A 14,509-nucleotide genomic window follows, 5' to 3' on the forward strand; every position below is an offset into this window, starting at 1 on the left:
AATATCCAACTTTCTTTAACTATTATTTCATTATTCCTAACACATATAATACGATAGCTAACACGATTATAATTAAAATAATGTAAATTGGTTTAACTTTTTTACCTAATAAGTAATAAACACCAAATACCAATGCAGCAGGTAATAAACCTGGCATAATTTGATTTAAAATTTGATTACCTGTCATGGTTAAAGAGCCCTGCTTAAACTTTAATGCTAAGTTAGGTTTTACAACAGTAGGTATCAATCCACCAACAACCATCAAGCCCAAAATTGAAACACTTTCCGTAATTAATTTCATTTTGGTTTCAATTGAAGTAAGTAAACTAGTTCCTGATTTCATACCTGCCTTAAACAACGGAATACCTAATGCACGAAGTAACCAAGTAACAATAAACCATAAGAAAATTCCTAACGGGCTTCCACTTAAAGCCATGTTAGCAGCAATAGCACCAAAGATTGTCCAAGGAATAACAACAAAAACACTATCACCTAATCCGGCTAACGGCCCCATCAGACCTGTCTTAAGACCCATGATTGTTTTTAAACTCTTGGATTTTTCTTTCTCTTCAATTCCTATGTTCATTCCTAATACATAAGGAGCAAGATATGGATTAGTATTAAAGAATTGCAAATGAGTTTTTACGGATTCTTTTAAGCCCTTAGGGTCACCTGCATAATTTTCTTTTAAAAAAGGCAACATTGAATAGGTATATGCTAGCCCCATCATCTTTTCATAGTTTAATGAGGCACCACCATTTAAAATCCATCTAAATAAAACACGATTCTTTGTTTTATTACTTACTTTATTATTCATCTTCGTCCATACCTCCTGTACTTTGCAGATTATTTTGTGATTCACTATTCTTCTTATACAAGATTAATGCAACAGCTGCACCAGCTAAAGCAATTCCTAGCACACTCATCTTCAAATACACTGCGGCAATAAAACCAATAATTAAGTAACCAAAATAGCTTTTTACAGGTAAGTAGCGTAGTAATAAGCCAATACCTAATGCAGGTAGCAAATTACCAGCAACACTTAAACCACCAGTTACCCATTGCGGAATGAATGCAATGATAGCTTTTACCAATGAAGGACCTGCAATAACTGTCAGTAAAACAGGTAATCCTGAAGCTAACATTGTAGTAACTACACCACAAATTTGCATTATTTCAATTTTTCCATATTTTTCTTCGTCAACATATTTCTCAGCTTTGTTTTGGAAATAAATATTAATTGTCCACTTCAAAACATCAAGTTCTACCATAAGCATTGCAACTGGGATAGCTAAAGTAATTCCAATTGCTGCTTTTTGACCTGTTGTTATTGCAATATATGTTCCGATCAATGCAGCTGTTTGATAATCTGGTACAGATGCACCACCAAAACTAGAAATTCCTAATGTCATTAACTGGAGCGTCCCACCAATATACAATCCAGTAGAAACATCACCTAAAATTAAACCAACCAGAAATCCAGCAACTACAGGTTGTGAAGTACCAATCATTGGGCCATTTTTATCATAATTAATAAAGAACCCATATATCACGATCAGTGCTATTTGCCAAAATTGTACATTCACTATAAATCCTCCTCTATACGGTTAAGTATCACTAACAAATTATTAGTTAGCAAATTATCATTCATAAATCTATTAGCAATTTTTATGCCAAGTTATAACAAAAAAAGCATGACTGACAAAAAAACTTATCAGTCATACTAAATTAACGATGATTAAAAATAATTTGATCAATATAAACTAACTCCGAAATAGGAATTTTCACACTATAATTATCTTTTATCACACTAAATGCCGCTTCAATTTTTTCTAAATCCTGTCCATATTTTTTGGAAAACTCTTTTTCATAGTCGGAGCTAAGATTATTAGCTTCTTTTCTGATTAACCTTTCAATCAAATAACTAATGTGAACGTACAACGTGAATTTTTTCTGATTTGACAATGTTATTGCAAATTTTCTTTCTATTACTTGCAGAAAAATTGTAATATCCTCAATTATCTTGGACGCATCCAAAATAGTTACTGAATTAATCGTTCTTTCCAATGAAAAGTTCTTAACTAAATCATTAGAAATATTGGCAATTTCATGATCCGTAAATACATTACCCAACCACTTTTTAAATTGAGCTGTACCCTTATCAGAGAGTATTTTTTCCAAAAAAATAAAATCTATTCCAGTAATTTCAGGGTCTTCAGTACCAATAATCCCTAAAACATTGTACATTTTTTTAATAGTCTCAACCTTATGAATATCTTTCAAAGCTTGATATTCATAGGGAACTATTTTTATTTTTTTACTATCTGGCAAACATCGTTCTAACATTCTTGCAACATGTGTAGCAGTACCGATACCAGAATAGCAAGTAGTTAATATTGCTTTAGGCCGATTAGTTTCCGGATAAGTTAACTTGATTTCCAACTTGCTAATCTTTTGCGCTGCTTGACTAATTTCACGAAAACTTTGCTTTTTTAGAATACTCTCTCCTACTTCAAGTGCTAAAGTAGTAGAAACGTTATTCATTAAGAGAACAGGAGCATTTATCTGCCTTGGAAATAATTTCTCGATTTCCTTCAATGAACCCATATCAACTAAAATAATCAGACCGTTCTTAACATCATTATTTTCGCTGTAATCAATAATTTCGTTAGCAATTTGTTGTGCACTAACATTAAGTGGCATATCAAAAGCATCTAAAATATGGGTATTAAGCAAGCGATTTACAACATTAGCAATACTGCCAGCAGTGGCATAACCATGAGCTAGTACAATCGCCTTAATTAAACCTGTTTTTGTAATTATCTCTAATTTATTCAAATAAACAGTTAAAAATACATAGTCTACTTCATTTAATTCAATATCTAAATTATCCCTGATTAAATTAATTAGCTTCGTAACATAAACATAAACGTCTGCATATTGTTGCTGGACATTCCTATTCAACTTTAGCAGAATTTCTTTATTAGCAAACTCATCAATATTCCATTGAATCTTCTGACGTTCAAACAAATAGTAACTAATCGCATAAATGGCATTACCACTAATTTTTAGTTGATAGGCATTGGTTAACTGATCAAAAAGATGTTTGACACTTTCAATAATATAAGACAATAAAGGGATTTGCTTGCTGTTATCTTTTTCAAATAATAGAGTGTCAAATAGCTGATATACAACTTGTTTAAGTTTCGATTCGCATTGCCGCAAATCATAATTACTTTGCTCATAAGTCGAAGTTAACTGCTGCAAACTATTAAGAAAAATTTTCTTTTCTGGAAAACTTTGCGCAATCAAATCATCAATTTCAGTTTCATTGGTTATCCTCACAGATTTTCCTGGATTATGATAGAGCTCATTTTTGCTCTTAGCTAGCACATCAGATGGTAACTGATAAGCTGTGATGTTTATTTCAGCTTTATGTTGCTGTTCAGCATTTGCTTGCGCAATTGTCATTCTAACTGCATTCTTTAAGCTCCCAATATTACCTATTGGTTGATAATTAGCTAGTATATCTAAAACTTGATCACTAATTATTAGCGGTTTAGCAACCTTTTTTTGTTCATTATTAAGCAATGTATAAACTAAATTTAAGCGTTCATCTTTACTTCTCTGACTAAGTGGAGGCAAAGTAATCTTTACAGGAATTCTACGCATAAATGTTGTTAAAAAACTAGTTTCTAAATCTTCGGTAGTTGCAAAGCACAGACGAACATTTACTTTTTTCCCTTTTTTAGTTTCACCTACTGGATAAATAAGGCCCTGGTCTAAATACGTAAATAATTTTTCTTGTCCTTTTGGCCCTAAACGATGAACCTCATCCAAAAATAGAATTCCACCATCTGCTTCAACAAAAGCTCCCTGATGATCACTATCAGCACCAGTGAAAGCTCCTTTAGTATAGCCAAACAAATTACTAGTTAATAGTTCAGGATTATCAGCATATTGGGCGCAATTAATAGTAATAAACGGAGCATTATGAGCAATAAGTTTGTAATTGCGACAAAAACGATTAATCAAACTTACTAAGTAACTTTTACCAGTACCACTTTCACCAGTAATCAACAAAGGTAACCCATTGTTGGGATATAAAATAGCAGCCCTAACACGCTCAATACTTTCTTTTAAACTTGGATTGATTTTGGTAAAGCTTTTAAAAATATCTTGTGTTTTATTTTCAATTTCACTCACTGACTTATAGCAATTTTTTTGCAATTTAAAATTCTGACGTTCAAATTCATTCTTATGAAAGTAATACACTGGTCGTGAATCGACTTTAACCAATTTTTTCTCATTATTTAATTGATTTAAATAAACACTGACAGTATTACGTTTAGCATTTAATTGCTTAGCAATTCCATTAGCCGTATATTCTTCTCCTAGATTTTCTATGTCGATTGTCTTAGTTTGTCTTTTCAAATAATTAAGAATTTCGTTTTTTAACATAATAGCCCTTCATTACATATTTTAATTTGATGGGTGCGCTAGTAGAGTTATATTTTTAATTCTAGCTTTAATTATTATTTTTTAAAGTTATAGTAGATAATAAAATGAAGTTGAACACTTTGGTTAATTAAAAAATAAAAAGTCCATTGCACTTCTTTAATAGAATATAATTAATACAAAATTTTCTAGAAAGAAGTTAACAATGAACTTTTTATATTTTACCATACCTGCCCATCTTAAAGATAAGCATCCCTCGTTTGAAAATCACGTAACCATTTAGGTTTTATATCTCCACGAACAATCTTTACGTCAAATCGTCCAAACTATTTTCTGTTCAAATTGAACTTGCAATTTACGTAAATATTCTATTATAAAACTCGTTTAGCCACACACGGGTAAAAGTATGAGCTAAGAGTCTGTAAAACTACGCCCTGCTCAGGAGTTGCTGCACTAACATATTGGTTATCACCAACATAAATCGCCACGTGATAAGGTGCGTCCGTCGAACCCCAAAAGAGCAAATCGCCCGGCTGCAATTGACTCATATCAACTGTCGTGCCAACCTTGACCTGATCTGTTGTGACTCGTGGCAGACTAACGCCGCCAACTTGATTATAGACATATTGCACTAAGCCCGAGCAATCGAAGCTGTCGGGACCATCGCCGCCCCAAACGTAACTTTTACCAACTTGACTTTCAGCTAAATTAACGACTGCCTTAGCTCGCTGACTAACATTACCGCTGACAACCGTATTGGCAACTGTCGTCACGGTATTATTAGCAGCAGGCTTACTCTCAACTGGTTTACTAGCTGCTGGTGCCGTAGCTTTAGCAGGTTTAGTTTTTTTGGGCTTTTTGGCTGGAACCTGAACTTGCGGTTTAGAAGTTGCCGCAGCATCAGCGTTAGCCGTTACTTCTACTGTATAGCGGGCTTCGATCCACTCATCAACGCCAACCTTGTACCATAATTTACCTTTTTTATCGACCGCGGTGTCAGCAACGTTCCACTTGCTGGCATTTTTTGCCCGAAAATTAATGAGTCGCCCGCCCTCATAATTCGTCCATATTTTAATACTTTTACCGGGTAAATAATTAATCTGAACCTGCTTAATTGGTTCTTTTAATGTTGCCGCGTTAACTGCCTTTTGCGGAGCAACAGTAGCAATGCCTGTTAAGGTTAAAGCCGCTGCTAGCCCCATTTTCAAAAAATTACGTTTCATTAACATTGGCTCTCCTTTTTTTGGTAGCGAAAAGTGCTTATAATTCGACCTATAACTTTATTTTAATCGACTGAAATTTTTAATCAAGTCATGGCATTTAAGAATACAAAAAAGGCACCTAGAAAGATTTTTCTAAATGCCTCATTTTATTTTAGCTTTTAATTAAGAACCCGTTTAGCAACTGATGGATAGAAGTATGAACTAAGAGTTGCCTTAATAACACCCTGCTCTGGTGTTGCCGCATGAATGAACTGATTGTTACCGATGTAAATTCCTACATGGTATGGTGAATCAGCTGAACCCCAGAAAAGCAAGTCGCCAGGCTTCAAATCTTGCATTGAAACTTCCTTACCTTGCTTAACTTGAGTATAAGTTGTGCGCGTTAAATCCTTGCCAATAGCTTGGTTATAAACATACTGAACTAAGCCAGAACAATCAAAGCCGCTTGGACTAGTGCCGCCCCAAACATAAGCCTTACCAACTTCTGCCTTAGCTAATTTAACAACTTTCTTAGCTTGCTTAGTTGAAGTTGCCACGTGCTTAGCAGCTACACTGCCTTTGACCGTGTATTGCGCTTGAATCCATTGATCAGGACCAATTTCATACCAAACATTTCCTTTGGCATCTGTTTCACTGTCAATTACATTAACAACAGTGCCATGTTGAACTCTTTGACCAGTGAAAGTTGGATTTTCGTAACTATTCCAGATATTAATTCCATATCCCGGAACATAATTAACCGTGACTTTATTAGTCGCAGCTGCAACATTTGATGTCATCGAATTTGCATTAACAGCATTGACAGCCGCAATGCCAGTAATAGCAAGAGCTGCAGCTGTAGTGAATTTAGCTATATTACTCTTAATTTTCAAAATCAAATTCTCCCATTTACACTAAATGGTTGAAGAAAGACCAACCATTATTGTTATACTTCTATCATTACATTGTAAATTTTACTCGTGTTATATTACATAAATGTTACAAAACAGATACTAGTATGTAAAAAGCCCTTTCATAAAATAATTTTCCGAAAAAGCTCAGTTAAATTTAATTGTTATGTTAAAAAGATGTTACAGCTTTAACTTAATTAAGAACTCGTTTAGCTGCTGATGGATAGAAGTAGGTACTAATTGTTTGTTCGATAACACCTTGATCAGGAGTTGCAGCATGGACAAATTTATTATTGCCAACGCAAATCCCCACGTGATATGGTGCAGAAGGTGAACCCCAGAAAAGCAAATCGCCCTTCTTGAGTTTGTTTAAGGAAACATTCTTGCCCAATGTAACTTGTGAATAGGTTGTTCTTGGCAAAGTTACTTTACCAGCCTTGAGGAAAACGTATTGAACTAAGCCGGAGCAATCAAAGGAGTAAGGACCAGTTGCACCATAAACGTAACTCTTGCCAACCTGCTTTTTAGCAAGTTTAACAACAGCGTTGCGCTTTTTAGTGACTGCACTGGCGCTAACAACTTCACTTGTGCTAGCAACTGCAGAAACGGCAGTACTACTGCCAACAAAGAATAATGATATAACCGTAATTAATTTGATTAAACTATGTTTATGTCCCAAAACTTTCGCTTCTTCCAACTTAATAATCTTTTTCTTCTGAAAGTTTCACCATCGCTTCCAACCTACAAGTTATATCTTACTCATCAAATGTTACACGTTTATGTCAAACAAGCTACAAAATCATGAGAATTCAATTATAGCTTGTTTTTAACCATTAAAAAGAAAAAGTTAGCCGCATTAAAGACCTGTAATTATCGTCTTTAGCAGCTTCTTAGTCAGCGACCAATCATTGTTGACTAAAATATGGGCATCACTCGTCAACTCATCTGGCAGCTGGTTTAATTCATCCCCGCTCATTCGTTCTTGAATCTTAATTGGATCGTCCCCGCGCTCAAGCAGCCTTGTTTCCAATTGCTGCTTCGTACTAGTCGTCACATACAAGAAATAAACTTGATCTTTTAATTGTTCAAGATATGATGCCGCTCCTTGAATATCAACAATTAACGACACCACGTCACTCTTTTGCCAAGCAGCATCCAGAGCCTCCCTACTTGAGCCATATTGATATGAGCCATATTTAACATGCTCAAAAAAGTGTAATTTACTAAAGGATGCATCATCTTCAAAATGATAAGCCTGATGCTGCTGTTCTCCTGCCCGCATTGGTCTTGTCGTGTGCGTCACTACTCGTGGAATATTGAATTTCGTGGTTAAATATTCCGAAATTGTTGTCTTACCTGCACCACTGGGACCAGCAATTAATATTAATTTTCGCAAAATCTAGACTCCCTTTACTTGAAAACAATTGACTTTTATAATAATATCTTTCTATTATAATGAAACATGGGAGAGAGAGGAAGACGCATTTTGAAAAAAGCAGACGTAAAATTAGGTGACATTGTCAGCGCAAAATCAGAGGAAGAGCTCACTAAGCCATTTATCGGCAAAGTTGAAAAAATCTACGAAAATTCTGCTATGTTAAAAATTATTGACTTCGATGAAGCTGATAAAACTGCCATTAGCGACTTAAACAACAAGCTTGTTGTCAGCTTTAAGAACTTAAAAGCAGCCCCAAAGCGTAAGGTTAAGGAAATTCAATCTTTAGCTGACAGCGATGTCAAGATTGAAAAAATCGCTAAGGCCGAGCTAGATGACCAAGAAGACGACGAAAAAACAAAATAAAAATATTTTTTGCTTAAAAAGCAGTGATCTTAACTCACTGCTCTTTTTTTTTACACCTTTTTTGCCTAAAATTAGGCTAACAAAATAATTTATTTGAACAATGGAGAATTACATTGAAAGAAAAAGCAAGAACCGTTTTGTTTTGGTTCATTCTCAGTCAACCATTTTTGGACTTATATTGGTTTTATCACGGCAAGCTTGCCAATATTTTGCCCTTCACCTTGCCAACAATTATTCGAATTTTAGCTGTTGGCGTTTTGCTCGGCCTCTTTTTAAGTCAGCGAGAATCGTGGCGCAAACTTGGCCAGCGTAAGTGGCTAGTGGCCTACTTGGCACTGCTAGTCATTTATTCGGCATTGCATCTTGTCCACGTGCGTATTTTTACCAGCATTAACCCCACGGGATACGGCTACTCAACAATCAGTGAGGCCTTCTACTTAATTCGCATGGCGCTGCCACTGATCGTCCTGTTCTTAACCGATGAACTTGATTTTGGGCAAAAGCAATTACGGCTGGTGATTGAGGGTGTTTCCGGACTTTTTTCAGGAACAATTGTGTTATCCAACCTGTTTGTTGTTTCGCTTAAGTCTTACGAAACAGGGACAATTAGTGCCAACATCTTTATGTGGTTCTTCAATCCTAATATTGGCTATTCACACATGGCTTCCAAGGGCTTTTTCAATTTCACCAATATGATTTCTGCCGTTCTGTTTATGCTGCTGCCGCTAATGATGTACTACTTATTTACAGAATTTAATTGGCTGACGATTACCCTCAATGTCGTGCAGGCACTGGCCATGATTGAAATTGGGACTAAGGTGGCCGCAATTGGTTTAATTGGCGGCATTATCATTAGTTGTCTGCTGTTTGCCTTCCATAAATACATTATTAAGGATGTTAAAAAAGGTGGCTGGGCCATCCTAGTCGCCATCTTAATTGAGCTTGGGTCGTTAGTGATTTTACCGTTTGGCCCCGCTATTCAACGCTACAATTACGAAATCTACCTCGCCAAGCAATCCGACCATGACTTAACAGCTGAAACACGCGAACTCAAAGCGGGACTAGCCAAATATCCCCAAGGCAAAAAGCGGGACGACTTTTTACGCAGCTTTATTAAAGAAAACTATCAAGCTTATGCTCTTAATCCCAAGTTTGTCTTCAAGAGTTACCCTTACCAATACGACCCCGAATTTTGGCTAAAAATCATGAACGAACCTGGTCAAACGCGGATGCAAAACCGCCATATTGAACAGGCAATGCTCAATCAGGTTGTTAAAACCAATAACAATCGGTTAGACAAATTTTTCGGTATTTCATATACTCGAGAAAACAATATCTTTAACTTAGAGCGGGACTTTTCGGCACAAATATATGCTCTCGGGTGGCTGGGAATGCTGCTATTTGTTGGTCCTTACCTAGCCGTTCTGGCGTACGGCATTTATCAATGGCTTAAATGCCGCGCAGCACGAACCTATCTTGTCAGTTCTCTTATTCTGGCCAGCCTCTTTGTTTTACTTGCCGCCTTTTCATCCGGCAATGTCCTAGACTTCTTGACCGCTAGCTTCCTACTTGCCTTCATTGACGGCAACTTGCTCAGACAGGTCAAGCATAATTAATTATATTAAAAAATGGTGACTCCAATTTTGAAGTCGCCATTTTTATTTTTGCTTAATAAACGATGCATCTGGAATTCTAATCAAATAGTAGGTCATCGCGTTGTGTCCCGCGTGCATCCCAATGCCATTCTGCCAAATTTTCTTATAAGTCGCGGTATAAATCGCAACGTAAGCCTTCTGGTACTTTTTATCCATTTGCTTTAATTGCTCAACCTTATAAGGTACCCGCTCAGCATTCAAATCCAGCGGGTTCTTCCCGTAAGCTACCGTCGCAAAGTCACTGGATACCTTAACCCGCTTACCTGAACGATAGAATGTGTAAGTTTGCGTACCCATTTTTTTCTTTTTAGAATTAATCGTCACATAGCTCGAGTTGCCCGTCCCTGTATCCATTACCAGCGGCTGATAAACAATATGTGAAGAAATCTCGCTAGTATCCTCTAAGTCAGGATTATCGAGTATGGTCTTGGTAAACATCGCACCAAGTCCAACTAACAAAACAACAACTTCTAAAATATCCAGCAAAAAATTGGGCCAACTAAAGCGGCGATGCTTCTTAATAATCATCGTAATCCGCCGCTTGCGAATATTCTGAACCACAAATACAAAATAAAGGATAATAACTACCCATAACAAGATGCCAAGTAGATTCCAGCTAAACATAAAAGTCCTCCTGTGATTGCTTCCATTATATTGTAAAAAGTTCATTTTGAATAGTTATCTACCAAAAAAAGACTGGCAAAATTGCCAATCTTTAAGCTGAATAATGATTTTCCTTTAAATTGCGTTCAAGTAAGTGCGTAAAGGCATCTTTTTGCAAAGTAGATGAAATATACATCACGGTAATTTGGCTCTCATCTTCAACAATAAACGCGACACGTGCCGAACCCGTCTTCTTCAAATTTACCCGGCATTCATAAACGCAGGCACCATTGACGCGTTCACTGGCTGCCCGTTTAACCTTCGACATCCCTGTTTCAACCTGAACGGTCAATGCCGAAGCAATGCAATCTTTAATTATCTTAACTTCGTTCTTGTGCTTTTTGAAAAATTGCTTGCACCCCGAACGCTCATATTCAACTTTCACTAGTCATTACTCTTTTTTACTTTTAGCACTGCTTGATTTGGCAGTTGTCTTCTTTGCCTTAGTAGTTTTCTTTGCGGCCTTTTTAGTCGTTGTCTTCTTTGCAGCAGCCTTTTTTGCTACGGCCTTTTTGGTTACTGGGGCTGGCTTCTCATACTCCCGCACCTGCTTAATCTTTTCAGCGATTGCCGCCGTTAATTTTGCAATAACTGCATCTTCATCTTGTAATTCGGCCTCAGTTGCTAGCTGGTCAATGCGAAATTTTGATGCATTCAAATAGTCGGACGTGGTCTCAAAGTAAATATTAACGGGATAATCTTTGCCTTCTTCAAAAAAGTTAGCAATCTTTTTATAGTTACTGTAAGGCAAGTTAATAATATTGGATTCCAAGGCAAAAGTCACTGGCCGCTGGCCCGTTACTTCCAGTGCGATGTGACTTAACGAACCCTTCTTAATAGCCATCGCCGTCTCTTGCACCATTTTGGTAGCAGTCTCTTTTATTTTGGCCTTTGACTTACTTAAATCGGCATACTTGATGCTCGCCAAATCCTGTAAATAATCTTCTTGCTCAATTTTTTCAGTTAAATTTTTTAAATTAATCTTCAAACTAAAAATTCCTTTTTTTCGATTTATAACCTAATTCATCATTCTTCTATACGATACTCAAAATCGGCTGTAAAAACAATTTATTTATTTTTATTTTTAAAAAACGTTAATCTTTAGTAAGTAACTCTGTAAGCAAATAGGACAAGCATTTTCGGGCAAAAATGCCACTACTTTTAACGCATTTTAGTTTCTAATTAAATAACATTTGCCACGTTTTTTTCTGAAAACGAGTTTATTTTATAATATTTGCATAAAATCATGATTTTAACCACTTTACAAGCGTTTTCATCAAGAGTAAATTTAAGGCGTAATGAAATTTTTTTACTAAAATTTTTTAACTGAAAGGTAGACGAATATGTCAGATAAAGTTTACACAGATTATTTCTATAATTCAGAGGACTTTGACAAGAATCACGAAATGGGTTACAAAGAACTCCATATTCCTGAAGGCGTTGAAGCTTCTCCGTTAATTGTTCCGCCAGTATTGGAACCAGATAAGGTTGAAAACAACGATGTTTGGTACACCATTGAATCCCAAGAAGGCGACTTTCAATTTTTACCAGGCAAGAAGACCCATACTTGGGGCTACAACTTCCCAGTTCTTGGTAAGACAATGGTCTTAACCAAGGGACAACATGTCCACGTAACTTTGAAGAACAGCTTGCCAGAATTGACTACTTATCACTGGCATGGTATGGAAGTTTCAGGACCAGGTAACGATGGTGCTTGTCACTCACCTGTATACCCAGGCGAAGAAAAGCACATTGACTTCGTTGTTAACCAACCAGCTGCTCTTACTTGGTTACATGCTCACCCATGTCCATCAACTGCTGCTCAAGTATGGATGGGCTTAGCTATGGGTGTTGTTGTTACTGACGCTAACGAAGCTAAATTGCCAATTCCTAAGAGTTACGGTAAAGATGAATTCCCAATCATCTTACAAGACCGGATCTTCCACGAAGACAACCAATTCGACTACAAGGCAGACTACAACGCAATGGGTATCTTTGGTGATACTCCAGTTATCAACGCTACTATCAAACCTTACGTTGATGTTACTACTCAAAAAGTACGTTTGATCTTCTTAGGTGGTTCTAACCGTCGTGAATGGAGATTACACTTCACTGATGATTTGGTTATGACTCAAATCGCTGGTGACGATTCATTCTTGGAGCATCCAGTTAAGATGACCAAGATTTTAATCGGGCCAGGTGAACGTCAACAAGTAGTTGTTGATTTCAAGGACTACAAGGAAGGCGACGTTGTTAACCTTTACACTGATGACTTCAAATTAGTTGAATTCAGAATTCACAAGTATGAAGAAGACAACAGTGTAATTCCTGACACATTGTTCAAACCATATGACCCAGTTGTAAATCCAAACAAGGAAATCCGCAAGGTCACAATGGACAACCACAACGAAATCAACGGTAAGCAATTCGCTATGAACAGAATTGACATGAAGCAAACCTTGATGAGTGCTGAATACTGGGATGTAACCAACACTAACGACAAGAAGAACGGTATGCTTCACCCATTCCACGTTCACGGTGCTCACTTCTTAGTTGTATCACGTGACGGTCATGACCCATATCCAAACGAACAAGGCGTTTACAAGGACACTGTTGAAGTTGCTCCTCAAGAAACTGTTCGGATTAAGGTTTACTTCCAAAACACTGGTGTCTTCATGTACCACTGCCACATCATTGAACACGAAGATGCTGGTATGATGGCTCAAATTCAAATCGTTGATCCTAAAGACCCAGACAAGAAGTACCACTTGATGGACATGGAAACTCTGACTAAGGCTTTCGCTGAAGAACGCGGAATCCCAATGGACGAAGTTTACTGCCCAGGTATGGACGTTGAAGGTATGGATGTTAAAGGCGAAGACCACACCATGGATGCATTTTCAGGTGCAAGTCATCACTAATTCATTTTTCAATTAATAACAAAAAAGCACTCATTAAATTGAGCGCTTTTTTTGGTTATATATAGCTTTTTATGATTAAATAGCAACTATGAAGAATACAAAATCATTTAAAAAAATTTGGGCTTTAATAGCGATGCTCCTACTTCTTGGAGTTATTATTTTTGCCTTCAATTCTAAAAGTTTGCGTAATCAATATGACTGGTTAACCTTAAAGTCTGAGCAAAAACTCGATGTGCCACTTGAAAATCAGTACCCTGACCTGCCTAATGGTTGTGAGGTTACTTCTTTAAGTATGCTTTTAAACTATTACGGCGTAAAAGTTACCAAGCTGGATCTATCGCAAAACATTGCCCACGTTGCTTCGTTTACTGATAATGGTCAATATCGCGGTAACCCTCACAAGGGATTTGTCGGCTACATGAGTCAAGCCAATGCCGGCTGGTGTGTTTATAATGAGCCGCTTGAACAGGTAGCGCGAAAATATACTAATCGCATTCAAAACTTCACTGGACATGACTTTATTCAAACAATGAAGTTAGTCTCAACTGGCCACCCTGTCATGATTATTACAACGACTAACTTCAATCATGTTAGTGACATGCAGACTTGGCGGACGGCTCAAGGAAACGTTCACGTTACCCCTTCTTCCCACGCATGTGTTATCACTGGCTTTAATAAAAAAGCGCGAATTGTTTATGTCAATGATCCATTCGGACATAAAAATGAACAAATTCCGTGGGCTAACTTAGAGCGAAGCTATAACCAGCAGGGAAAACAGGCTTTATACATCAAATAATAAACAAAAAAAGAGCAGGTTCAATTAAGAACTTGCTCTTTTTAGTCAAGGCCATTTTTCACAAAAATGGTTGGCTACTTCTGTTCACATCAGGTAGGCCAA

The 14,509-nt window shown here is 36.8% G+C and carries 14 protein-coding genes; 4 read left to right on the forward strand and 10 right to left on the reverse strand.

The features are described from left to right. Positions 1 to 22: 22 nt before the first annotated feature. The 7 genes from OZX63_RS08015 to OZX63_RS08045 all read right to left on the reverse strand — a co-directional run bounded on the left by OZX63_RS08015 (position 23) and on the right by OZX63_RS08045 (position 7,967). Entirely contained in the window at positions 23 to 817 is a 795-nt protein-coding gene (locus OZX63_RS08015) for a PTS system mannose/fructose/sorbose family transporter subunit IID (RefSeq protein WP_277143009.1), read from the reverse strand. Next, positions 810 to 1,586: a PTS sugar transporter subunit IIC gene (locus OZX63_RS08020; RefSeq protein ID WP_277143011.1), complete on the reverse strand. Its 777-nt coding sequence runs from the start codon at positions 1,584 to 1,586 to the stop codon at positions 810 to 812. The genes OZX63_RS08015 and OZX63_RS08020 overlap by 8 nt, the downstream gene beginning before the upstream one ends. 142 nt (positions 1,587 to 1,728) lie before the next feature. After that, on the reverse strand, positions 1,729 to 4,461 hold the full coding sequence (locus tag OZX63_RS08025; protein WP_277143013.1) for a sigma 54-interacting transcriptional regulator: 2,733 nt from the start codon (positions 4,459 to 4,461) through the stop codon (positions 1,729 to 1,731). Between the two features lie 368 nt (positions 4,462 to 4,829). Continuing rightward, positions 4,830 to 5,681, reverse strand: coding sequence for a C40 family peptidase (locus OZX63_RS08030; protein ID WP_277143014.1), 852 nt, complete (start codon positions 5,679 to 5,681; stop codon positions 4,830 to 4,832). Positions 5,682 to 5,839: 158 nt separating this feature from the next. Then, positions 5,840 to 6,553: a C40 family peptidase gene (locus OZX63_RS08035; RefSeq protein WP_277143016.1), complete on the reverse strand. Its 714-nt coding sequence runs from the start codon at positions 6,551 to 6,553 to the stop codon at positions 5,840 to 5,842. A 211-nt stretch (positions 6,554 to 6,764) separates the two neighbouring features. Then, positions 6,765 to 7,250 (reverse strand): C40 family peptidase, encoded by a 486-nt coding sequence (locus tag OZX63_RS08040; RefSeq protein ID WP_277145113.1) that lies wholly within the window; start codon positions 7,248 to 7,250, stop codon positions 6,765 to 6,767. Between the two features lie 177 nt (positions 7,251 to 7,427). Next, entirely contained in the window at positions 7,428 to 7,967 is a 540-nt protein-coding gene (locus tag OZX63_RS08045) for an AAA family ATPase (protein ID WP_277143018.1), read from the reverse strand. A 90-nt stretch (positions 7,968 to 8,057) separates the two neighbouring features. Between OZX63_RS08045 and OZX63_RS08050 the strand changes: the two genes are divergently transcribed. Further along, positions 8,058 to 8,372: a DUF2187 domain-containing protein gene (locus OZX63_RS08050; protein WP_277143020.1), complete on the forward strand. Its 315-nt coding sequence runs from the start codon at positions 8,058 to 8,060 to the stop codon at positions 8,370 to 8,372. A gap of 113 nt (positions 8,373 to 8,485) precedes the next feature. Further along, positions 8,486 to 9,988: an O-antigen ligase family protein gene (locus tag OZX63_RS08055; protein ID WP_277143022.1), complete on the forward strand. Its 1,503-nt coding sequence runs from the start codon at positions 8,486 to 8,488 to the stop codon at positions 9,986 to 9,988. A gap of 42 nt (positions 9,989 to 10,030) precedes the next feature. Here the strand turns inward: OZX63_RS08055 and OZX63_RS08060 are convergent, their stop codons facing one another. From OZX63_RS08060 to OZX63_RS08070, 3 genes are all read right to left on the reverse strand, one after another. Next, positions 10,031 to 10,651 carry an LVIS_2131 family protein gene (locus OZX63_RS08060; protein ID WP_277143024.1) on the reverse strand — a complete coding sequence of 207 codons (621 nt, stop codon included), beginning with the start codon at positions 10,649 to 10,651 and terminating at the stop codon, positions 10,031 to 10,033. Positions 10,652 to 10,742: 91 nt separating this feature from the next. Continuing rightward, positions 10,743 to 11,075, reverse strand: coding sequence for a hypothetical protein (locus tag OZX63_RS08065; protein ID WP_277143026.1), 333 nt, complete (start codon positions 11,073 to 11,075; stop codon positions 10,743 to 10,745). Between the two features lie 6 nt (positions 11,076 to 11,081). Next, positions 11,082 to 11,678 (reverse strand): hypothetical protein, encoded by a 597-nt coding sequence (locus OZX63_RS08070; RefSeq protein WP_277143028.1) that lies wholly within the window; start codon positions 11,676 to 11,678, stop codon positions 11,082 to 11,084. Positions 11,679 to 12,033: 355 nt separating this feature from the next. Between OZX63_RS08070 and OZX63_RS08075 the strand changes: the two genes are divergently transcribed. Both OZX63_RS08075 and OZX63_RS08080 read left to right on the forward strand, forming a co-directional pair. Next, positions 12,034 to 13,611 (forward strand): multicopper oxidase domain-containing protein, encoded by a 1,578-nt coding sequence (locus tag OZX63_RS08075; protein WP_277143030.1) that lies wholly within the window; start codon positions 12,034 to 12,036, stop codon positions 13,609 to 13,611. 88 nt (positions 13,612 to 13,699) lie between these two features. Then, positions 13,700 to 14,407 carry a C39 family peptidase gene (locus OZX63_RS08080; protein ID WP_277143033.1) on the forward strand — a complete coding sequence of 236 codons (708 nt, stop codon included), beginning with the start codon at positions 13,700 to 13,702 and terminating at the stop codon, positions 14,405 to 14,407. Positions 14,408 to 14,509: the final 102 nt, after the last annotated feature.

The organism is Lactobacillus sp. ESL0700, from assembly GCF_029392095.1.
Classification (GTDB): Bacteria; Bacillota; Bacilli; order Lactobacillales; family Lactobacillaceae; genus Lactobacillus.